A 20,455-nucleotide genomic window follows, 5' to 3' on the forward strand; every position below is an offset into this window, starting at 1 on the left:
GGCGTCAGCCGTTCTTCTTGGAGCAGGTCTGCTGCGCGGCCGTCTGACCCGTCACCGACGGCGGCAGCGTCGCCGTGGGCGCGCTGCCGGTGGTGGCCGGCGTCGTGGGAGCACCGGACGACGGGGTGGCCGGACTCGTCGCCGGAGTCGCGGGGGTCGTGGCGGGGGTCGACGGTGAGGCATCCTGCGCGCCGTCGCCGGTCGTCCCCGTGAGCTGCAGCGGCGTGTCCTGCACGAGGGCCTGGTTGAGCTGCTGCGCGGCGTAGGTGTTCGGGACGACCCGGTTGACGTTCTCGGGATCGGTGCCGACCGGGTACTGGAGGAACACCATGTTGGACAGGCCCACCGTCTGGACCGCCTGGAACATGCCGAGGAGCGACTGGGCGTTCAGCGTGTCGGACGTCGTCATGTTCTCGGTCGCGGCCTTGGCGATCCCGTAGAGCTTGAAGGGGTTGGCGAGGGTCTTCGACGAGACGAGCTGACGAGCCAGCGACGACATGAAGACCTGCTGGTTGCTGATCCGGCCGAGGTCGCTGCCGTCGCCGACGCCGTGGCGGCTCCGCAGGAACGAGAGCGCCGTCGGGCCGACCAGGGTCTGCTCCCCGGCCTGGAGGTCGAGGGCCGGGATGACGTTGTCGTCGACGATCGGGGTCGCCAGGCAGACGGTGACGCCGCCGACCGCGGTCGAGATCGCCGAGGTGCCGGAGAAGGTCACGGCGGCGGCGTAGGGGATTGTGAGGCCGGTGAGCTGCTCGATCGTCAGGACCGCGCAGGAGAGGCCGTGCGCCTCGTCGCCGCCGCGGCTGAGGGCCGTGTTGAGCATCGCCTTGCTGCTGGAGTACGACTGCCCGCCGGAGGCGGTGGGGCACGACGGGATCGGGATCTCGAGGTCGCGCGGGAAGCTCACGACCGAGATGCTCTTATGGTCGCGCGAGATGTGGAGCAGGATGTTGACGTCGTTGTTGCCGGAGCCCGCGCTCGCGGCGGTCTCGCCCGGGTTCGCGTAGACGCCCTGGCCGCTCCGGGTGTCGGTGCCGATGACGAGCATGTTGACCTCGCCGACCGACTGGCCCTCCGGGGCCTTGGGGACCGGGACGGCCGTGCGACCGGGCAGGACCGCGAGGTGGACCTGCGGCTTCGAGCTCGCGAGGACGTCGGCCGTGGCGTAGGCGCCCACGCACGCGGTGCTGAGGACGCCGACGGCGACCACGACGCCGACGAGGCGGAGGAAGGCGGCGACCGGGTGCGACTTCTTGAGTCGACCGTGCCGCACCTGGGCGGACCGCCCGCTGACCCTGCTACCGCCGTCTGTCATCGAGTCTCCCCGGAAGTCGTGAACATACTTCTTCTCACACTACGGGGTCGGCTGCGCAGGATGCGGTCGATCACGCCCCCGGTTCGGGGGTCGCGGCCGGGTCACGGCCGGGTCGCGGCCGGGTCGCGGCCGGGTCACGGCCGGGTCGCGGCCGGGCCGCAGCCCGGCCGGCAACCCGGCCGCAGCCCGGCCGGCGCCGCTCAGTGGCAGCCGGGCATCGTGCGCTGCACCGTGTCTCCGCAGACGGTGCCGCCGGAGGGCGCCGAGTCGACGACCCGCGTCGTGACGGACGTCGACTCCATCGCCGTGCCGACGGGCAGCTCCGCCGCCGCCGCGTCGGTGACGATCGTCCGCTCGCCGATGAGGAGGCCCGTCGACGGGTCGACGATGATCTCCTGCCGCGTCCCGTTGTTCTCGGCGCGGCCGATGGCCACGCCGGTCCGGCCGTCGAGGTTCGCCTGCCCCTCGGTCAGGGTCACCCCGGGGATCATCGCCGCCGCCCGGTAGAGCGCCGCCCGCAGATCGGCGGGGACGATCCCGGAGCGGAGGGTGTCCGCGATGTACACCAGGGCCTCGCCGTCCGGCGAGTTGCCGGAGCCCAGCGTCGTCCGGTAGATCCTGTTCAGCAGGAGCCGCGGGTCGCGCGGCAGCGCTGCGAGACCTTCCGGCGAGACCGCCGCGGGGCTGTCGTAGAAGGCGCCCGCCGGAGCGCGCAGCGTCGTCGGGCCCGGATCCGTCTCCGCGAGCGAGGCCGCCCTCGCCGAGAGCGCACCGAAGGTCTTGTCGACGCGCGACGGCCCCCGCACCCACACCCAGTCGTCAGCGGTGTCGGCCGGCACGTAGAGGGTGTCGTCCGCGGCCGCGAGATAGACGCCGTGCTGCCCGCCTCCGGCGTCGGCGTCGGCGCTGTTCACGGACCGCGTGGAGATCTCGAGGTACTGCCCCGGGCCGACGACGGGATCGCTGTTCGAGATCGACGCTCGGGCGGCCTCGTCCAGGGTGGCCGCCGCCGCGGCGTCGGCGCCGCCGCGCCAGCCGGCGAGGCCGACGACGTTGCCGACGACCAGCAGGGTCACCAGCCCGGCCGCGACCACCGAGCCGCCGGTGATCCAGCCGGCCGTGCGGATCCTGCGGGCGACCGGCCTCGTCGTTGTCCGGGCCTCGATCTCCGCGAGCAGGACGCGGCGGCGGGCCGCCTGCTCGACGGCGTCGAACTCCTCCACGTCGTCACGGATAGTTCGGAGCGATGTCAGTTCGTCCATGGTCCACCTCCTCGGCCGGAAACCGGCCAGCCGCGATGCGCAGCGTGCGCCGCGCTCGATTCAAGCGTGAGCGGACGGTCCCGACGGGAACGCCCAGAGCGACCGCGACGCCCTCGTAGTCGAGGTCGCCCCAGGCGTAGAGGAGGAGGGCGTCGCGATCCCCCGCCGCCATCCCCCGCAGCGCACCGCGGAGCCGGGCGACGACGAGCGCGGCCTCGAGCGAGTCGTCGCCCGGCTGGTCGACCGCCTCCCGGGTCCGCGACGACAGGCCAGCGCGCCACTCGCGCGCCTCGAGTCGCCGGTGCTTCTTGAGAAGCGTGGTGACGATGCCGTACAGCCAGGGCAGGGCGTCCTCGCGGGACTCGTCGAACGTCCTCCGGCGCTCGAACGCCACCAGGAAGGTCTCCGACACCAGGTCGTCGGCCACCTGCGTGGTGAGACGGCGGGCGACGAACCGGTGGATCGCCTTCGCGTGCCGGTCGTACAGCTCGGCGAAGACCGCGGGGTTCTCCCGCGACCTCCGGATGACGTCTCTATCGGTGCTCACACTGGCTATTGCGCAATCGAAGCAGTTAAGTTCGAAATCCGCCACGGCGACCACGTCTCGCCGACGGTGGGAGCGTCAGCCGGTGGGCGTCAGACGACCGGCGATGCGCCCGGCGCCGAGCCGGATCTCGGGCGAGGCCACCGTCTCCCAGAGCGCGCCCTTCAGGGCGGCACCGACCGTGAAGACGCGGTCGGACGAGCGCCCGGAGGCGTCGAGCAGCGCGCCGTCCGCGTCGGCGTCGATGCCCAGCCCGGTCGGATCGGCGCGCAGGATGCCCCGGCCGATCAGCGCGTCGACGAGAGGGCTCCAGCCTTCGGAGGCGACCGCGTGCGGCCCCGTGCAGAGGACGGCCACGTCGAAGGCGGCGTGATCGACCCGGGCTTCGAGCGTCAGGGTGCCGGCGTCGAGGAGGCCGGAGAGCTCGTCGGCCACGGGGACGGCCATCCGGTGCCGGGCGACGTCCCAGGGGCGGGCGACGTGGACGAGGAAACGCTGCCGGTCGGCGAGGGAGAGGCGCCGCCAGAGGGTCTGGACCTGCGGGCGGACGCCGTCGAGGACGCCCTGCCACGGGGCTCCTGCGCGGGAGGCCGCGCGGAGCTGATCGCGGAACGCCCGCATCATGGCGGGGAGGGTCTGCGGATCGTCGCCGAGCCCCGGCCCGCGCTCGGCGGGGGTCGCAGGATGCACGGCCGGCAGCAGCAGGTGACGGCTCGTCGCCACCATCCGGATGCCCGGGTGCCGGCGCGCCAGGGAGGTCGCGACGTCGACCATGGTGAGCCCGGTGCCCACGAGGAGCACGCGGTCCGACTCGTCGATCGCGTCGAGGGCCCCCGCGGCCCACGGGTCGACGACGACCCGCTCGGCGGCGCTCGGGACCTCGACGGGCGGCGGGTTCCCGAGTGCGAGGACCACCGCGCTCGCCTCCAGCGTCTCGCCGGTGGCGAGGGTGACCGCGACGGGCGCCGTGTCGGGGACGACGATGTCGGGGACGTCGATGTCGACGACCTCCCCCTGCCGGAACGCCACGCGCCCGTCGCTGCCGGCGACGAGGTCGCCGAAGGACTCGGCCAGGTAGTCACCGAAGACCACGCGGGGGGCGAACGACCAGGCCCGCGGCTCCTGCCCGTCCGTGTCTCGCCAGCCGCTCTCGCCGAGCCAGCGGACGAAGCCGTCGGGGTCTCCGGCGGACACGCTCATCGACCCGGCCGGGCTGTTCAGCCGGTGGTGCGCCTCGGCGGCGCCGTAGGCGAGGCCGCGACCGACGTCGGGGCGATCACCGACCACGACGACGCGGGGTGCAGGATGCCCGGCCGACCGCGCCTCGTCGACGAGGGCCCGCACGACGAACACCGCCGCCGCTCCCCCGCCGACGACGACGACGGGGGCGTCGATCCCCGTCACGCGCGAGCCGCGATCTTCGTGGAGCAGGCCTCGAGCGCGACCCACGAGAGCATGGCGCACTTCACGCGCATGACGAACTTCGAGACGCCCTGGAAGACGACGGCGTCGCCGAGGACCTCCTCGTCGGGCTCGCCCTGCCCCTTCGAGCGCATCATGGCGCGGAACGTCTCCGTCACCTCGCCCATCTCCGCGAGCGTGCGACCCGTGGCGAGGTCGGTCAGGACGGACGCCGACGCCATCGAGATGCTGCAGCCGTCGCCCTCCCAGGCGAGCGCCTCGATCCGGTCGGAGCCGGAGGCGAGCCGGATGCGGACCGTGATCTCGTCCCCGCAGGTGGGGTTGCGCTCGAAGTGCTCGGCGGCGGCGTCCGGGAGCGGCCCCTCGCCGGTGCGGGCGCGCGAGTGGTCGAGGATGACCTGCTGGTACAGGCCGGCGAGAGCGTCGGGCATCAGGCGACTCCGAAGTAGGGGCGGACGCCGGCGACGCCCGCGAGCAGGCGGTCGATCTCGTCGTCGGTCGTGTAGAGGTAGGTGGAGGCGCGCGTCGTCGCCGTGACGCCGAGGCGGCGATGGAGCGGCTGCGCGCAGTGGTGGCCGACGCGGACGGCGATGCCCTCGGCGTCGAGGAACTGCCCGACGTCGTGCGCGTGCACCCCGTCGACGACGAAGCTCGCGAGGCCCGATCGGGCCACTCCGGTGGGCGGCCCCACCACGCGGATCCCCGGGAGGCGCCGCAGGCCCTCGACGAGGCGCTCGGCGAGGCGCTCCTCGTGCTGCTGGACCCAGGGCATGCCCGCCGCCTCGAGATAGCGGACCGCCTCGGCGAGGGCGACCGCCTGGGAGACGGGCTGCGTTCCCGCCTCGAATCGCTGGGGAGAGGGGAGGAACTCGGCGCTCTCCATCGTGACCGTGGTGATCACGGAGCCGCCCGTGCGGAACGGAGGAAGGGCGTCGAGCAGTTCCCGGCGCCCCCACAGCACGCCGATCCCCGTCGAGCCGAGCATCTTGTGCGCGGAGAACGCCGCGAAGTCGACGTCCAGGGCCGTGAGGTCGAGGGGCCGGTGCGGGGCGGACTGGCACGCGTCGAGCACGACGAGGGCACCCACCCGGTGCGCGAGCTCGACGAGGTCGGCCACGGGAGCGATGAGGCCCGTCACGTTCGACACGTGGGCGAAGGCCAGGATGCGGGTGCGCTCGGTGATGACGGCGGCCGCGTCGTCGACGGTCCAGGTGCCGTCGTCGCGCACCGGGACGTAGCGGAACGTCGCCCCCGTGCGGGCCGCGAGCTCTTGCCAGGGCACGATGTTCGCGTGGTGCTCGGCCTCCGTGACGACGATCTCGTCGCCCGGCGCCAGGGCGAACCGCGCGGCCTCTGGGCCACCGCGACCGAGGGTCGCAGTGCCGATGCCGTAGGCCACGAGGTTGAGGGCGTCGGTCGCGTTGGAGGTCCAGACGATCTCCTCGACCGAGGCCGCCCCCACGAAGCGGGCGACGGTCTCGCGCGCCCCCTCGTACTCCTCGGTCGCCAGGGCGGCCAGCGTGTGGGCACCGCGGTGGACGGCCGCGTTGGAGGTCTCGAGGAAGCGCCGCTCGGCGTCGAGCACCTGGACGGGCCGCTGAGAGGTGGCCCCGGAGTCGAGGTAGGCGAGCGGGTGACCGTTCACCTCCTGAGCGAGCCCGGGGAAGTCGGCGCGGAGCGAAGTCGTGGTGATCACGACGACAACGAAACCACAGTCACCTGATTTGTCGAGGCGAACGGGACGGGGTGACGCGCGGAAGGCACGACGTCGAACTACCTCGCGGCCCCGGCGGACTCCAGCCGGCGCGACTCGGCGGCCTCGGCCGATCGGGCGTCGTCGGCGGCTTCGGAGCGTGCGACCGGCTTCGACCACTCGGCCGGCTCGAAGCGCTTCTTGATCTTCAGGAACGGACGCTCGATGGCGAAGTGGCTGCCGATGGCCACGGCCGTCGAGGCGGCCACGAGGAGGAGGTTGCCGGCGAGGCCGGAGACGAACGGCTCGAGCAGAGTGACGACGAGCATGTGCCAGAGGTAGAGCGAGTACGAGACGTTGCGTCCGAACCACGCCAGCGGGGCGAGCGACAGGAAGCGGCTGAGGAGGGTCACGCGCGAGGAGATCCCGGCGATCATGAGCGCCGTCGCGAGACCGACCGCGGGCAGGACGATGCCGAAGAAGTGCGCCTCCTGCTTCCAGTCGGACCCGATCGAGAACATGATCGCGAAGATGCCGGCGAAGCCGACCCACGACGACACGGCCCCGACCCGGCCGGCGAACAGCTTCTTCGCCCTCTCGTGCGTGAGCGCCAGGGCGACGACGCACCCCATGAGGAGCGGCGCGATGCTCGACACCGGGCTGAAGTAGATGTCGGGTGTCCCGGCGCCGGTGGACGGCGTGAAGAGGACGGCCGCGAGGACGGCGGAGGCGACGATCAGGCCGCCGAGCATCCAGGCCACGATCTTGCGGCGGAAGCCGATCGCGAGGAGGAGAAGCAGGAGCGGCGGCCAGACGGCATAGAACTGCTCCTCCATGGCGAGGCTCCAGCTCGGAGCGAAGACGCCCTGCGAGACGTGGCCGTAGGCGCGGAAGAAGTTGCCGGTGTAGGTGAGGGCGATCAGGGCCGCTCCACCGGCGGAGAGGTCCTTCGTGGTCCCGACGTCGCCGACGAGGAACCACAGGCCAGCGCCGACCGCCACGACGGCGATGAGCGTCGGGTAGAGACGCAGGACGCGGCGCACCCAGAACCGACCGAGCTTAATCGTCGCGGTCTGCTGGTGCTCCTTCAGCAGGAGCGACGTGATGAGGTAGCCGGACAGGACGAAGAACACGTTGACGCCGACGAAACCGCCCTGGAAGTGCGGGATGTGCACGTGATAGAGCACGACGGCGATGATCGCGATCGCGCGGATCCCGTCGAGAGGGAGGACGCGACCGGCGGTTTTCCGGGTCGTGACCTGGTCGTTTCGAGTCGAGGCCATTCGAGCAGTCAACTCTCCGACCCTTGGATTTTCCGCAACGGGGTCGGATTGCGCAGTCCGGAGGCGTTCTCCCGGCGGATGCCGAGGCTCAGAGCGGCTGCGCGGGAACCCCCACCACGGTCGTCCCGGGAGCGACGTCGTGCGTCACGACCGCATTGGCGCCGACCTGCGCGCCGTCGCCCACCGTGACGGCCCCGAGCACCTTCGCCCCGGCGCCCACGAGCACGCCGTCGCCGAGGTGCGGGTGGCGCCGGCCGGCCTGGCCGGTCCCCCGACCTCCGAGAGTGACGCCGTGGTAGATCAGGACGTCGTCGCCGATCACGGCGGTCTCGCCGATGACGACGCCCATGCCGTGGTCGATGAACAGACGCCGACCGATGCGGGCTCCGGGGTGGATCTCGACCCCCGTCAACCAGCGCACGAGCTGCGACACGAACCGGGCGGCGAAACGCGCCCCCGGGAAGGGGCGCGTCCGCCAGAGTCGGCTGGTGAGACGGTAGGCCCAGACGGCGTGGAGCCCGGAGTACACGAGGACGATCTCGAGGGTGCCGCGGGCGGCCGGGTCGCTGCGGCGGACCGCCGCGACATCGTCTCGCAGGCGCGCGAGGAGTGGCACCTCTTAGTCGAGGAGGTCGTTGAAGAGCACCGTCGAGAGGTACCGCTCACCGGTGTCGCAGACGATGGCGACGATGCGCTTGCCCGCCATCTCCGGACGCTTCCCGATCTCGAGGGCCGCGTGGATGATCGCGCCGGTCGAGATGCCGCTCAGGATGCCCTCGTCGGTCGCGAGCGCCCGGGCGACGCGGAGTGCGTCGTCGAGCTCGACCGGGAAGACCTCGTCGTAGACGGTCGTGTCGAGGATGTCGGGGACGAAGTTCGCGCCGATGCCCTGGATCTTGTGCGGGCCGGCCTTGCCCTCGGAGAGGAGCGGCGAGTCGGCGGGCTCGACGGCGACGATGTGGACGCCGGGAACCTCCTCCTTCAGCACCTGGCCCACGCCGGTGATCGTGCCACCCGTGCCGACGCCGGCGATGAACACGTCGACCTTCCCGTCGGTGTCGCGCAGGATCTCGCGGGCCGTCGTCGCCCGGTGCACCTCGGCGTTGGCCTCGTTCTCGAACTGCTTGGCCCAGATGGCGCCGGGGGTCTCCTCGACGAGGGACTTCGCTCGCTCGACGGCGCCGCGCATGCCCTCGCTGCCCGGGGTGAGGACGATCTCGGCCCCGTAGGCGCGGATGACGGCGCGGCGCTCGACGCTCATCGTCTCGGGCATCGTCAGGATGACGCGGTAGCCGCGGGCCGCCCCGACGAAGGCCAGCGCGATGCCGGTGTTGCCGCTCGTCCCCTCGACGATCGTGCCGCCCGGGAGCAGGGCGCCGGACTTCTCGGCGGCGTCGATGATCGCGATGCCGAGGCGGTCCTTGACACTGGCGGCCGGGTTGTAGAACTCGAGCTTCGCCAGGATCTCCGCCGTGCCCTCCTCGGGCAGGGTCGTGAGCCTCACCAGGGGCGTGTTGCCGAACGCCTCGGTGATGTTGCCGTAGATGTGGCCGGGGATCTCGCGCACGGCCGGGGTGCCCAGGGTTTCGCTCATTCGATCTTCTCGTTCCGTCGTCGTCGAGGTGCGATGTGCCCGATGTCGGTCTCGGGGTCGAGCGGGATGCGCTCGGCGAGGTCGATTCTAGGCGGCTGTCCCGGCGAGGACGCCGCGTGTTACGGCTCCTCCCGGCCAACTCCTGGTCGACGGGGAGGGTGAGTCACGGGCCGGACCGATCCACCCCCTTCGGGGGATTCCGGCGGTCGGGCGGGGCCTCTAGAGTGACGTCCGGTCGCCGCTCCTCGGGGGATGACGGCACCGGACCACAAGGGGGATTCCATGAGACCGCGCAGGATGCTCGCCTATCTGCTCCTCGTCGGGGCGGCCGTCGCGCTGACCGCCGACGGGATCCGACGCCTCGTGGTGGCGGACTACCTCGGCTGGACCATCGAGATCGTCGCCGCCGTCGCACTGGGTGTGCTCGCGTACCGCGTGCGACGCGGTCGCGACGACCGGTCCGAGGCCTGAGCGGGCCGATCCGCGAGCACCGGCCCGATCCACGAGCATCGGCCGGGCCTGTGCGACCCGTCGGGGGCGAGGGTCAGAGGACCGCGAGCGACGCGATCTGGATGTCGAGGTCGATGACGAGCGAGAGCTGACGGCCCTCCACGAGGGTCCGGAACTCGTACTGCCGGTCGCCGATCTCCTGCGGCTCGCTCCATGCCAGGGCGAGGCGGCTGCGGTGGTCGAGGCCCGAGTGGATGGCGAGCCAGCGGATGATCGCGGCGCGCTCGTCGCGGATGGCCCGGCTTCGGATCGATCGCCGACGGCTCACCAGAGCCGCGACGACGACGAACGCCAGACCGACGGCCACGGCGACGGCCTTCAGGCTGCCCTCGAGGGGCAGGAGGGCTGCGATGACGACGGACTGCACCGCGGTGATGAGGAGGGTCGAGTCGATCATCGAGTGGCGGCGCACCGGCACTCCTCGACCGTTGCCGCTCCGGAGGGCGAAGCACGGCAATTCGATCTCGCGCAGCGCGTCGGTCGACGGATTGGCAATGGTCACGATGAGACTCCCCTGGCCCGCCCGTCGGGCCTTCCACCATGCTGGCCGCTGCTCCGGTGGCCCGGGAGGCCCCCGTCCGGGGCAGGGGTACCCCAGTTCGCGGGGTGGAGGGGACGAACCACGACCGTGGGGCTCATGCGTCGAGCCTACGACGTGCCGGGGAGCGGGGGCGACCGCGGTGGAGGGCGACGGTGCGGGCCCGGTCGACCCGGGCATCCTGCGCTCGGCCCGGCTTGATAGCCTTCCGCGATGGCTACCCCCGACTTCGTCCTGGCCCTGCGCGAGAAGATCGGCCACGACCCGCTGTGGCTGGCCGGTGTGACGGCCGTGGTCGTCCGCGCAGGAGCCGCGGGAGACGAACTCCTGCTGGTGCGCCGGGCCGACAACGGCGCGTGGACGCCCGTGACGGGGATCATCGACCCCGGCGAGGAGCCCGCGGTGGCCGCCGCCCGCGAGGTCGCGGAGGAGGCGGACGTGACCGCCGTGCCGGAGCGGCTCGCGCGGGTCGGCGTCACCGCCGTGGCCGTCTACCCGAACGGCGACCGTTCGCAGTACCTCGACCTCACGTTCCGCTTCCGCTACGTCTCGGGAGAGCCGTTCCCCGCGGACGGCGAGAACACCGAGGCCGCGTGGTTCGCCCTCGACACGCTCCCGCCCCTCTCGGACGACATGCGGGAGCGCATCGACGCGGCCCTCGACGAGCGCCCCGAGGCGCGATTCGCCGTCTGATCGGGCGTCGCCCCTCAGCCTCGCGCGCCGGCCGGCGCACGCGCGGGGGACGATGCGATCGGGTCGGTCTCGAAGAGCATCCGGTGGACGAGGCCGGCCGCGATGCCACCGAGAGTCGGTGCCAGGAGGAAGACCCACACCTGGGCGATCCAGTCGCCACCGGCGAAGAGCGCCGTCGCCAGGGAGCGGGCCGGGTTGAGAGAGGCGTTGTCGACCGGGATCGTGACGAGGAGGAGGACGGTCAGGGTCGCCCCGATCGCGAGCGGCGCGAAGCCCTGCGCCGCCCGAGCGTGCGTGACCCCGAGGATGACGGTGACGAAGATCGCGGTCGCGACGACCTCCACGGCGAGTGCGGAACCGAGCCCGAAGCCCGAGGGCGACAGATCGCCGAAGCCGTTCGACACGAATCCGCCCTCGACGGCGCCGGCGTGGGACTCCGGGCTCCCGCCGCGCGAGACCAGGAAGACGGTCGCGGCGCCGGCCGCCGCCCCGACCAGCTGCGCGACGACGTACGGGACCACGTCCCGCCCCGCGAAGCGCCCCGCCGCGGCGAGGCCCAGCGAGACGGCCGGGTTGAAGTGACCGCCGGAGATCGGACCGAAGGCGTACGCACCGATCATGACGGCGGCACCGAGAGCGATGGCGACGCCCAGCAGACCGACGCCGAGAGGGTTCCCCGCGTCGTCGCCCGGGAAGGCGGCGGTGAACGTCGCGGTCCCCACGACGGCGAACACGAGGAGGAACGTGCCTGCCGCCTCCGCGGTGAGGCGCCCCCTCAGGGTGGGCAGGCTCGGGCTCGGGGGCGCTGTGGATGACATGGTCGTGCTCCTCTTGGTACGGTGGGATCGAAACCGATACGTGACATACCGGTACAGATCACACTAGGTATCGCTACCTGGGAGAGACGTCCGAGAGGTGGTGGATCGGATCGTGCACGAAGTAGAGCGCGAGCGTCTCGACCGTGAAGACGCTCCCGTCGGAGCGCGACCCCGCCCGGTCGAGCTGCGAGACGTCGACCGCCGCGAACGCGTCGGCGACCGACTCCGCCGAGGCGACGAGCTCGCGGGCGACGACGCGCGGATCCTGCGAGCCGTAGTCGTCCTCGACGGCCGTGGCGTCCTGATCCCAGTTCGCGAAGCGCGGGGCGTCCTCGGCGAGCATCAGCGCGAGCCGCCCCTCGAAGACGCGGAAGACGTCGCGGACGTGGGCGCCGTACTCGAGCGGGGACCACGTCGAGTCGTCCGGGCGGTCGTCGGCTCCGGGCTCCTGCAGCCTCTCGGCGAAGGCGCGGGCCGTCGTGCGGACGAGGTCGGGCACCTCCCGGAAGGCGACCCGGGAGGCGTCGAAGAGGCACTCGGGGCACGGAGCCTCGAGGACGAAGGTCCAGTTCTTGGTGTCGGGCACGATCGGCATGCTCGACGGTACGACGGAGCCCCCGCCCGGCGCCGCGCGCGCGACTGCCAGACGGGGGCTCGGAACCGCCAGATCAGGGCTTGGCGGGGAGGACGGTGTTCGCGTCCCCCGTCAGCTTCTGGTCGTGGTGGAACATCGGCCAGGCGCCCTTCTTGTTGACGTTGGCGCCGCTCACGCCGGCTCCGGAGAGCTGGTAATGCAGGATGATGCCGCTGTTCCGCGCGTTGTAGCCGGCGACCGTGATGCCGATCGAGCCGTTCGGGTCGTTCGTGATGAGCGCCGAGTTCTGGAACCCGTAGCCCTGGCCGAGGCGCGCGATCTGGTGCCCCGTCTTGCCGTCCAGGACGAAGACGCCGCCCGGCGTCGGCACGACGACGTCCTGGTAGCCCTTGCCGGTCAGGTCGGCGGTGACGATGCCGCCGTAGACGCCGCCGGCGATCGCCGTCTGCCAGATGACGTGGCCGTTCGACCCGTCGACCGAGTAGACGCGCCCGGACGAGGCGTTGATGAGCGTTCCCTGCACGATCGTCGGGTGGCCGTTGCCGCGGGTGTCCGCGAGGGCCGGGCTCGACTGCGTGCTTCCCGAGAGCGAGGCCTTCCAGGCGAGCTTGCAGTTCTGGTCGATCGCGATGAGCTTGTTGGTGTCGGAGGCGCCCTTCCAGAAGGTGCCGGTGCCGACGACGGCCGCCCAGGCGTTCTTGCTGAGGACGTTCCCGACGGCGGGCGACGACTGGACGACCTGCGTGGTGTTGTACTGGCACTTGAGGCCGCCCGAGGGGCTGCCCGAGCCGTTGTTGCCGGTGCGGTAGAGCAGGCGGATGTGGCCGCCGTTGGCGTAGCGGGTGCCGAACGCGACGCCCGCCGTGGAGTCGCCGCCCTCGATGATGATGTCGTGGTCGGACTTCCCCGACGTGTCGGCGACGGCCGGCGTGCTGAAGTTCGAGTCGGCCTGGAACCAGGGGAACCCGACACCGGTGCGGCCGGTCTGCGCGTTCATGACGTGCTGCATCTGACCCATCGAGCCGCCGACGACGTCGTTGGCCGACTGCAGGGTCCCGATGGCCAGCGACGACATGACGCCGCGGGTGGCCGAGCCGGTCGGCTGCGCCTTGGGCTTGACGCTCCAGACGGTCTTGCCCGAGGAGCTGATCGAGCGGTAGCCGCCCGCGGCGGGCGCGCCGCTCGTGCCCTCGCCGAAGAAGAGCCGCGCGGAGGTGCCCGACCCGAGGACGGACGCGGTCGAGTCGACGGCGACGCCACCGGTGCTCGATTTGAAGACGACCGAGCCGTCGCTCAGGTGGAAGGCCGTCTCGTAGCCGCTGCGGTCGCCGATGACGACGGACGACCCCTTGCCGTCGAGCGTCGCGACCATCGGCGACGAGAGGGCGACCGGCTTGCCGGGCGACCCGAGCTCGTGCTGCCACTTGAGGGTGGCGGTGAAGGGGCTCGCCGCCTGGGCCGGAGCCGGGGTGGCGAGCGGGGCGGCGACGACGCCGCCCACGGCGATCAGCGAGCAGGCGACGAGGATGCCCCCGGCTCGCGTGCGATTCTTGACAGAGATGTTCTGTGAACTCATGGATCCCGACCCTTACGTTGTCCCGAATACGAGCACGCGCCCGAAATACGCGTCCCCCGACCCTGTGCCTGTCCCCCGGCTCGGGTAACCGTACGTGGTCGACAGCCCAGATTCCACCCCCTGATTGAGGTGTCGGTCGAAAGGGGGACACGTTCGGAGACGCGTCGCGAGAGGCGGGATCACCCTGCTCCGGCCGTCGCGATAGCCTCGTCGAGGGAGAGGTCGGCTTCGTCCACGCGGCCTCCGGAAACGCGAGAGGGAGGCATCAGACCTGTGAAATCGAAGCCGAAGCCCGTGCCCCTCACCCCCGAGACCGTCGACCCGGAGATCGTCCGACCGGCGGTCGTCGACGGCCTCCTCATCGCCCGCTCGGCGGCGAGCATCGGCGTCGCCAACCGCATCATCGTCCGCGCCCTGCGCGAGCACGCGGCCTTCGACCACGACGAGACGGCCGACGATGTGCGAAGCGAACTGCGGCACCTCGCCGACGAGCAGCGGGCCCTCGCGGAGCGCATGGTCACGACCCGGACGCGCGCCCTCAAGTCGCGCGGACGCTCCCGGCACCAGTTCGACTACCGGCCCGACGACAACGAGGCCCTGGCCCTCCGCGAGGCGATCTACACCACCATCGCCGACGAGCTCGCCCTCCTCGGCGACGACCCCGACTACGTGGACGCGATCGTGCTGAGCGCCCGCGACCGCGCCTGGAACGACATCGGCTCGGCCATCGTCAACCAGGTCCGCTCCGTCGTCGTCGAGGACGCCGACTACGCCGACGCCCGCGACGACCGCCTCCGACAGCTGGTCGAGGTCGACCTCGAGGGGCTCCGCACGGCCCGCTGACACGCGCTCCGCCGGCAGGATGCCCGTCCCGCCGACACGCGGGAGCGACCCCGCCGCACCACCCGGTCATGGGCGGTGCGACGGGGTCGCGGTCGTGCGAGGCGTCAGGCCTGGGCGAGCGTCTCCGCCTCGGCGGCGACGGCCGACGGGACGTGCTGCGAGGCCACCTCGACACCGTGGTAGGTGGCGAGGATGTGGAGGGTGTTCTCGATCTCCGCGTCGCGGGTCTCGTCGCTCCAGCCGAGCGAGGTCTGGAGGACCCCGGCCAGCTCGGTGAGCAGCTCGATGGTGACGCCGCCGACGAAGGCGATGTTCGTGCGGCGGAGCACGACGTCGACGAGGTGGACGGCGTCTTCGCGCTCGGCGAAGTAGGCGATCTCGGCGGTGGTGAAGGTCGGGTCGCTCTGGAGCGCCTCGGAGGGCTGGTCGATCAGCGTCTGGATGACGCTGTCGGCGCGGGTTCCGTAGCGGGTGAGGAGGCGGTCGACCTGGTCGCGCTCGAGGCCGTTCAGGTGCTCGGTGATCCAGCGGGCGCGGTCGCCGGGCAGCGTCGGGAAGTCCTTGCCGCCGCCGATCGCGAGCCCGGTCGTGTCGACCGTGCGCTGGACGCCGAGGCGCGTGGTGGCCTCGGTGGACAGGTGCGCGGCGAGGGCGCGGAACGTCGTCCACTTGCCACCGACGAGCGAGAGGACCTTGGACGACCCGAGGGCCGGGACCTGCGTCTCGACGATGCGGTAGTCGCGGGAGACGAAGCCGGCGGCGAGGTCGTCGTGCTTCGGCAGCGGGCGGACGCCCGAGTAGCGGTAGACGATGTGCTCGCGAGTCACCGTGATCGTCGGGAAGACGTGCTTGACGAGGTCGAAGAAGTAGTCGACCTCCTCCTCCGTGCAGATCGCGGGCTGCGACATGTCGGCCTCGAGGTCGGTCGTGCCGATGAGCACGCGCCCCTTCAGCGGGTAGATCAGGACGATGCGGCCGTCGTTGTTCTCGAAGAACAGCTCGCGACCGTTGGTGGCCTTGAGCAGCTCGGGACTGTCGACCACGATGTGCGAGCCCTTGGTGCCGCCCATGTACTGCGACTTCGAGCCGAAGGCCTCGTTGGTGAGGTCGGTCCACGGCCCGGAGGCGTTGATGACGACGTCGGCCTTCACGACGAACTCGGTGCCGGAGACGACGTCGCGGAGGAGCACCCCGCCGTCGCGCGAGCCGATCGCCTCGACGTAGTTGGCCGAGCGGGCGGTGCCCTTGTCGGCTCCTGCGGCCAGGCCGTCCTTCAGGACGTCGAGGGCGAGGCGCTCGGGCTCGTGAACTGAGGCGTCGTAGTAGGTGCCGGTGTACTTGAGGCTCTTGTTGAGCGACGGCATGTCGCGGAGAGCGGCCTTGCGCGTGAGGAAGCGGTGGCGCGGGACCGTGCCGCCGTCGCGCGAGAAGGAGTCGTACAGGGTCATGCCCACCTTGATCAGGACCGCACCGCGCTCCTTGGTGGAGCGCTGCTTGTGGGTGAGCATGCGGAGCGGCGCGTTCATCAGACCGGAGAACGTCGAGAAGATCGGCATCGTGGTCTGGAGCGGCTTGACGTAGTGGGGGGCGATCTTGAGGAGGCCGTTGCGCTCCTCGACCGACTCGCGGACGAGACGGAACTCGCCGTTCTCGAGGTAGCGGATGCCACCGTGGATCATGTGCGACGAGGCGGCGGAGGCCCCGGAGCCGTAGTCGTTCCGCTCGACGAGCACGACGTCGACGCCCTGCAGGGCGAGGTCGCGGAACGTGGCGATCCCGTTGATGCCACCACCGACGATGAGGACCTGAGCGCTCGGGCGCCCCTGGATCTTCTCGACGTTGGCGCGCATGTCGCTTGTCTTCTTCGACGTAGTCACTGGCTTGTCGCTTTCACTGCTCGGGGTGGATGCCGATGCGGAAGCCCCGGCCAACCGTTCACGGGTGGCGTGCTTCCGACGACACAGCCATACTTGACCCGTGCGCGCATACGGTCAAGTGCTGTGCACATATGTGCAGCAGCTTCCCGGCAGGAGACGGAACAGTGACGTTCGAGCAGACCCAGAACGACAAGACGCAGGATGCCCTGCGAGCGTCGCACCTCTACTACCTGCAGGACCTCACGATGGAGGCGATCGCCCGCGAGCTGGGCACCTCGCGCTCGTCCGTGTCGCGCCTGCTGAGTTTCGCGCGCGAAACCGGCCTCGTCGACATCCAGATCCGCTCGCCCCTCGACCAGGCCACCGTCACCGGCGAGGCGCTCCACCGCCGGTTCAACGTCGTGGCGCACGTCGTGCCCGTGCCCGACCAGACCACCGACGTCGACCGCCTCGACCGGGTGGCCCTCTCGGCTGCACGAATTCTCACGTCGTTCGTCGACTCGAACATGGTCATGGGCATCGCCTGGGGCTCGACGATGAGCGCCATCAGCCGGTACCTGGTGCCGAAGGCGACGCACAACAGCGTCATCGTCCAGCTCAACGGGGCCGCGAACCCGCGCACGACCGGCATCGTCTACGCGAGCGAGATCCTGCGGAGGTTCGGCGACGCGTTCGGCGCGACGGTGCAGCAGTTCCCGGTGCCGGCGTTCTTCGACGACCCGGAGACGAAGACGGCGCTCTGGCGGGAACGCAGCACGCGGCGCGTCCTCGAGCTGCAGGGGTCGATGGACCTCGTGCTGTTCGGGGTCGGCGCCCCGAACGCGCTCGTGCCGAGCCACGTCTACGCGGGCGGTTACCTCGAGGAGGCGGACTACGACGGGCTCGACCGCGACGGCGTGGTCGGCGACGTCGCGACCGTGTTCTTCCGGGCCGACGGCTCCTCCACCGACGTGGCTCTCAACGAGAGGTCGTCCGGCCCGTCGCTGTCGACCATCCGGCGCGCACCCCGGCGCATCTGCGTCGTCGCCGGCGACTCCAAGACGGAGAGCCTCCGCGGGGCCCTGGCCGCAGGCCTCATCACCGACCTCATCCTCGACGAGAGCACGGCCAGGGCGCTGCTGGCCGGCTGAGGACCGTCGGGCCCGGACGCTACAGGACGTGCCCGAGCGGGTCGGGTGCTCGGCGGTCCTCGAGGCTCTCGCCGCCGATCGGCTCGCCCATCCAGCTCTCGACCCGCCAGCCCGACTCCGGGGTGCCGACCACGACGATGAGCCCCGTGTTGTCGAGGCTGTGGCTCGAGGTGAACGCCGGATCGAGGTTCGTCGTGCGCCCCCCGATCCAGACCCGGATCGATCCGGCGTGACTCACGATCCCGACGGTCGACGCCTCGCCGTGGCGGGCCGCCACCTCGGCGACGGACCGGTCGAACCGCGACAGGAAGTGCTCCCCGTCGAAGGCCCCCGGCACGCGGGCACCGAGGTCGCCGGCGCCCCACTTCAGCACGGGGGTCAGATAAGCGCGGAGCGACTCCTCGTCGGCCGTGCCCTCGAGGTCGCCGGCCTCGATCTCGTGCACGCCGTCCAGGAGACCCAGCTCGAGGCCCCGCTCCCGGGCGAGGGGCGCGGCGGTCTGGTGTGTGCGGGCCAGGGTCGACGCGTAGAGGGCGTCCAGGGGCTCCTGCCGGAGCGCCTCGGCGAGGGCCTCGGCCTGCTCGCGGCCGAGGTCGGTGAGGTCGGGCCCGGGAGCCGCGGTCGACAGCTCCCCCGAGGCGTTGGCGTGGCTCTGGGCGTGACGGATGAGTAGGAGTCGCACGGCGACAGGGTACGCCCGACCCGGTGTCAGTCCACCGGGATCCACACGCGCATCGAGCCCGCCCCGCGGTTGGCCCAGGCGTAGTACGGCACGAGCGTCAGAGGCACCGGCGCAGGAGCCTCGGGGGCGCGTTCCGGATCCGCCCCGGCGTAGCCCACCCCCTCGTCCGTCCGCACCGCCGCCGCGTCGCCCGCCCGGACCCGGCGGTACGGCCACGCCGTCTCGGCGTGCGCCGACGGTACCCGTCCGGCGGCCTCGAGGGTGACGATCCCGTCCAGGAGGTCGGGGCGCTCCGTCTCGGTGATGGCTCCCGCCAGATCGATCGTTGCGTCGTCGATCGTGACGCCGGGCGAGTCGTGGGACTCGAGCGCGTAGACGAGCGGCCCGCGCTCGACGGCGACCGCACCGCGCGATGCGTCGATGCGGGCGTCGGCCGCGTAGACGCGCGGCGTCAGATCGAGGTCGAGCCGGATGATGTCGCCGACCCGGAAGTCGCGCGTGATCCGGGCGTACGTGCCCGGTGCGGCGTCGACCGCCTCGCCGTTCACGGCGAGGCGCGTCTCGTCCGACCAGGCGGGGATCCGCAGGTCGAGACTCCAGGCGCCCTCCGACCGCGTCACCTCGATGCCGACGGAGCCGCTCCACGGATAGTCGGTCTCGACCCGGACCGCGCCGCCCGCGAAGTCGAAGGTCCCCGGCGCGAACTGGTGCAGCTGGAGGCCGCCCTCGCGCGTCGTCGCGAGGTACGCGTCGAGGCTCGCGAAGGTCCGCATGATGTTGGGCGGGCAGCAGGCGCAGTCGAACCAGCCGCGGCGCCCGTGCGCGGGCGACCGGTTCTCGTCGGCGTGGGCTCCCTCGCGCAGCTGGAGCGGGTTGACGTAGAAGTACTCCGTGCCGCGCAGCGAGACTCCTGGGAGGAACGCGTTGAAGAGGAAGCGCTCGATCGCGTCGGCGTACACCGGCTTCCCGGTCGCCAGCAGGAGCCGCCAGGCCCACTGCACCCCGCCGATGGCCGCGCACGACTCGGCGTAGCCCCGGTCGCCCGGCAGCTCGTACGGGTCGCCGAACGCCTCGAAGTCCCAGCGGGCACCGAGACCGCCCGTGATGAACGCCTTCGACGACATCATCGCGGCGAACTGACCCTCGACGGCGCCCAGCAGGTCGGCGTCGCCCCGCTCGATCGCGACGTCCGTGGCTCCTGCGCCCAGGTAGACGGCGCGGACGGCGTGCCCCTCGACGGTCACGGCCTCGCGCACCGGGACACGATCGGAGAAGTACGTGGACTCCTTGCCGAGACCGGCCGTGTAGCCGCGTCCGCGCGCCTCGACGAAGTGCGCGGCGAGGTCTAGGTAGCGGCGCTCACCGGTCTCGCGGGCGAGCTCGACGAGGCCCATCTCGACGACGGGGTGACCGTCGACGTCCTGGCGCTTGCCCGGGCCGAACGTCGCGTCGAGGTGATCGGCCAGCCGGACGGCGACGTCGAGGAGCGCCGTGTCGGACGTGGCGCGGACCTGGGCGACGGCGGCCTGGAACAGGTGGCCCGCGCAGTACATCTCGTGGCTCCACGGCAGGTCGGTGTAGCGGCCCTCGACCCCGCCGAGGATCTGCTGCACGGAGTCGAGATAGCCGTCGTCGGCCTGTGCCCGGGCGACCAGGTCGGTCACCTCGCGCTGCAGGCGGAGGAGGTCGTCGGCGGGCACCCTGCCGTACTCGAACGCGACGGCCTCGAGCCACTTGTAGATGTCGGAGTCCATGAAGATCGGGCCGCGCGCCTGCCCCTCCTCGAGGCCGGCGGCGATGCGCAGATTGGCGAAGTTGCCGGCCTTCTCGAGCAGGTCGTAGGCCTCGCGGACGGCCGCGGCGCCGTTGCGCTCCTGGCGCAGCGCCCAGAAACCGCCGTCGATGCGGGCCGCTCCCGCGTCGAGGGGTCTGAGCGCGGTACGGGCGGTCCCGGTCGGGACGACCGGCTGAGCCCTGCGGGGCTCGCCCGGCGCGAGGATGGGGGCGGACGACGACGACGTGGTCAAGGCGACTCCTGAGCGACGGTGCGGGTGGAGGGCCGGCGGAAAGCCGGAATACG

The 20,455-nt window shown here is 71.8% G+C and carries 20 protein-coding genes; 4 read left to right on the forward strand and 16 right to left on the reverse strand.

The annotated features are described in order from the left end of the window. Positions 1 to 4: 4 nt before the first annotated feature. From AS850_RS11885 to cysK, 9 genes are all read right to left on the reverse strand, one after another. Positions 5 to 1,315 carry an LCP family protein gene (locus AS850_RS11885; protein WP_119869316.1) on the reverse strand — a complete coding sequence of 437 codons (1,311 nt, stop codon included), beginning with the start codon at positions 1,313 to 1,315 and terminating at the stop codon, positions 5 to 7. A gap of 200 nt (positions 1,316 to 1,515) precedes the next feature. Beyond that, positions 1,516 to 2,577 carry a CU044_5270 family protein gene (locus AS850_RS11890; protein ID WP_123955499.1) on the reverse strand — a complete coding sequence of 354 codons (1,062 nt, stop codon included), beginning with the start codon at positions 2,575 to 2,577 and terminating at the stop codon, positions 1,516 to 1,518. Next, complete coding sequence (locus tag AS850_RS11895; protein ID WP_236940701.1) at positions 2,543 to 3,124, reverse strand: RNA polymerase sigma factor; 582 nt, start codon at positions 3,122 to 3,124, stop codon at positions 2,543 to 2,545. The genes AS850_RS11890 and AS850_RS11895 overlap by 35 nt, the downstream gene beginning before the upstream one ends. 75 nt (positions 3,125 to 3,199) lie before the next feature. Then, positions 3,200 to 4,525, reverse strand: a complete 1,326-nt coding sequence (locus AS850_RS11900; protein ID WP_164088445.1) for an FAD/NAD(P)-binding protein — start codon at positions 4,523 to 4,525, stop codon at positions 3,200 to 3,202. Then, complete coding sequence (sufU, locus tag AS850_RS11905) at positions 4,522 to 4,974, reverse strand: Fe-S cluster assembly sulfur transfer protein SufU (RefSeq protein WP_119869319.1); 453 nt, start codon at positions 4,972 to 4,974, stop codon at positions 4,522 to 4,524. The genes AS850_RS11900 and sufU overlap by 4 nt, the downstream gene beginning before the upstream one ends. Then, the gene (locus tag AS850_RS11910) at positions 4,974 to 6,239 is read right to left on the reverse strand and encodes an aminotransferase class V-fold PLP-dependent enzyme (RefSeq protein ID WP_119869320.1); all 1,266 of its coding nucleotides are present in this window, start codon (positions 6,237 to 6,239) and stop codon (positions 4,974 to 4,976) included. The genes sufU and AS850_RS11910 overlap by 1 nt, the downstream gene beginning before the upstream one ends. Positions 6,240 to 6,316: 77 nt before the next feature. Continuing rightward, positions 6,317 to 7,519, reverse strand: a complete 1,203-nt coding sequence (locus tag AS850_RS11915; protein WP_119869321.1) for an acyltransferase family protein — start codon at positions 7,517 to 7,519, stop codon at positions 6,317 to 6,319. Positions 7,520 to 7,607: 88 nt separating this feature from the next. Further along, positions 7,608 to 8,135, reverse strand: coding sequence for a serine O-acetyltransferase (gene cysE / locus AS850_RS11920; protein ID WP_119869322.1), 528 nt, complete (start codon positions 8,133 to 8,135; stop codon positions 7,608 to 7,610). A 3-nt stretch (positions 8,136 to 8,138) separates the two neighbouring features. After that, positions 8,139 to 9,113, reverse strand: a complete 975-nt coding sequence (cysK, locus tag AS850_RS11925; RefSeq protein WP_119869323.1) for a cysteine synthase A — start codon at positions 9,111 to 9,113, stop codon at positions 8,139 to 8,141. 282 nt (positions 9,114 to 9,395) lie between these two features. On the opposite strand from cysK, the gene AS850_RS16305 reads away from it, so the two are divergent. Continuing rightward, complete coding sequence (locus AS850_RS16305; RefSeq protein WP_123955500.1) at positions 9,396 to 9,584, forward strand: hypothetical protein; 189 nt, start codon at positions 9,396 to 9,398, stop codon at positions 9,582 to 9,584. Positions 9,585 to 9,657: 73 nt separating this feature from the next. On the opposite strand, the gene AS850_RS11930 is transcribed toward AS850_RS16305, so the two are convergent. After that, positions 9,658 to 10,125 carry a hypothetical protein gene (locus AS850_RS11930; protein WP_119869324.1) on the reverse strand — a complete coding sequence of 156 codons (468 nt, stop codon included), beginning with the start codon at positions 10,123 to 10,125 and terminating at the stop codon, positions 9,658 to 9,660. Positions 10,126 to 10,374: 249 nt separating this feature from the next. Between AS850_RS11930 and AS850_RS11935 the strand changes: the two genes are divergently transcribed. Then, positions 10,375 to 10,854: an NUDIX hydrolase gene (locus AS850_RS11935; RefSeq protein WP_119869325.1), complete on the forward strand. Its 480-nt coding sequence runs from the start codon at positions 10,375 to 10,377 to the stop codon at positions 10,852 to 10,854. A gap of 14 nt (positions 10,855 to 10,868) precedes the next feature. Here the strand turns inward: AS850_RS11935 and AS850_RS11940 are convergent, their stop codons facing one another. From AS850_RS11940 to AS850_RS11950, 3 genes are all read right to left on the reverse strand, one after another. Next, entirely contained in the window at positions 10,869 to 11,672 is an 804-nt protein-coding gene (locus AS850_RS11940; protein ID WP_119869326.1) for an aquaporin, read from the reverse strand. A gap of 73 nt (positions 11,673 to 11,745) precedes the next feature. Further along, the gene (locus tag AS850_RS11945) at positions 11,746 to 12,267 is read right to left on the reverse strand and encodes a DinB family protein (RefSeq protein ID WP_119869327.1); all 522 of its coding nucleotides are present in this window, start codon (positions 12,265 to 12,267) and stop codon (positions 11,746 to 11,748) included. A gap of 73 nt (positions 12,268 to 12,340) precedes the next feature. After that, positions 12,341 to 13,843 carry an outer membrane protein assembly factor BamB family protein gene (locus tag AS850_RS11950; protein WP_119869328.1) on the reverse strand — a complete coding sequence of 501 codons (1,503 nt, stop codon included), beginning with the start codon at positions 13,841 to 13,843 and terminating at the stop codon, positions 12,341 to 12,343. Between the two features lie 294 nt (positions 13,844 to 14,137). Here AS850_RS11950 and AS850_RS11955 point away from each other — a divergent pair, with 294 nt between their 5' ends. Beyond that, a complete protein-coding gene (locus AS850_RS11955; protein ID WP_123955501.1) occupies positions 14,138 to 14,686 on the forward strand; it encodes a hypothetical protein in 549 nt (182 codons plus the stop codon). Positions 14,687 to 14,790: 104 nt separating this feature from the next. Here AS850_RS11955 and AS850_RS11960 read toward each other — a convergent pair whose 3' ends face one another. Further along, complete coding sequence (locus tag AS850_RS11960) at positions 14,791 to 16,536, reverse strand: glycerol-3-phosphate dehydrogenase/oxidase (RefSeq protein WP_173795195.1); 1,746 nt, start codon at positions 16,534 to 16,536, stop codon at positions 14,791 to 14,793. A 272-nt stretch (positions 16,537 to 16,808) separates the two neighbouring features. Between AS850_RS11960 and AS850_RS11965 the strand changes: the two genes are divergently transcribed. Further along, positions 16,809 to 17,693 (forward strand): sugar-binding transcriptional regulator, encoded by an 885-nt coding sequence (locus tag AS850_RS11965; RefSeq protein ID WP_236940931.1) that lies wholly within the window; start codon positions 16,809 to 16,811, stop codon positions 17,691 to 17,693. A 19-nt stretch (positions 17,694 to 17,712) separates the two neighbouring features. On the opposite strand, the gene AS850_RS11970 is transcribed toward AS850_RS11965, so the two are convergent. Further along, positions 17,713 to 18,375 (reverse strand): histidine phosphatase family protein, encoded by a 663-nt coding sequence (locus AS850_RS11970; protein WP_119869332.1) that lies wholly within the window; start codon positions 18,373 to 18,375, stop codon positions 17,713 to 17,715. Between the two features lie 26 nt (positions 18,376 to 18,401). Then, complete coding sequence (locus AS850_RS11975; protein ID WP_236940702.1) at positions 18,402 to 20,402, reverse strand: glycoside hydrolase family 127 protein; 2,001 nt, start codon at positions 20,400 to 20,402, stop codon at positions 18,402 to 18,404. Positions 20,403 to 20,455 lie beyond the last annotated feature (53 nt).

The organism is Frondihabitans sp. 762G35, from assembly GCF_002074055.1.
In the GTDB taxonomy this organism is placed as follows: domain Bacteria; phylum Actinomycetota; class Actinomycetes; order Actinomycetales; family Microbacteriaceae; genus Frondihabitans.

Bases quoted from the DNA above. Each gene is read 5' to 3' on its own strand.
- AS850_RS11960 (WP_173795195.1), bottom strand. From the start codon at position 16,536: ATGCGCGCCAACGTCGAGAAGATCCAGGGGCGCCCGAGCGCTCAGGTC.
- AS850_RS11940 (WP_119869326.1), bottom strand. From the start codon at position 11,672: ATGTCATCCACAGCGCCCCCGAGCCCGAGCCTGCCCACCCTGAGGGGG.
- AS850_RS11885 (WP_119869316.1), bottom strand. From the start codon at position 1,315: ATGACAGACGGCGGTAGCAGGGTCAGCGGGCGGTCCGCCCAGGTGCGG.
- AS850_RS16305 (WP_123955500.1), top strand. From the start codon at position 9,396: ATGAGACCGCGCAGGATGCTCGCCTATCTGCTCCTCGTCGGGGCGGCC.
- cysK (WP_119869323.1), bottom strand. From the start codon at position 9,113: ATGAGCGAAACCCTGGGCACCCCGGCCGTGCGCGAGATCCCCGGCCAC.
- sufU (WP_119869319.1), bottom strand. From the start codon at position 4,974: ATGCCCGACGCTCTCGCCGGCCTGTACCAGCAGGTCATCCTCGACCAC.
- AS850_RS11935 (WP_119869325.1), top strand. From the start codon at position 10,375: ATGGCTACCCCCGACTTCGTCCTGGCCCTGCGCGAGAAGATCGGCCAC.
- AS850_RS11915 (WP_119869321.1), bottom strand. From the start codon at position 7,519: ATGGCCTCGACTCGAAACGACCAGGTCACGACCCGGAAAACCGCCGGT.
- AS850_RS11965 (WP_236940931.1), top strand. From the start codon at position 16,809: ATGGAGGCGATCGCCCGCGAGCTGGGCACCTCGCGCTCGTCCGTGTCG.
- AS850_RS11890 (WP_123955499.1), bottom strand. From the start codon at position 2,577: ATGGACGAACTGACATCGCTCCGAACTATCCGTGACGACGTGGAGGAG.
- AS850_RS11950 (WP_119869328.1), bottom strand. From the start codon at position 13,843: ATGAGTTCACAGAACATCTCTGTCAAGAATCGCACGCGAGCCGGGGGC.
- AS850_RS11945 (WP_119869327.1), bottom strand. From the start codon at position 12,267: ATGCCGATCGTGCCCGACACCAAGAACTGGACCTTCGTCCTCGAGGCT.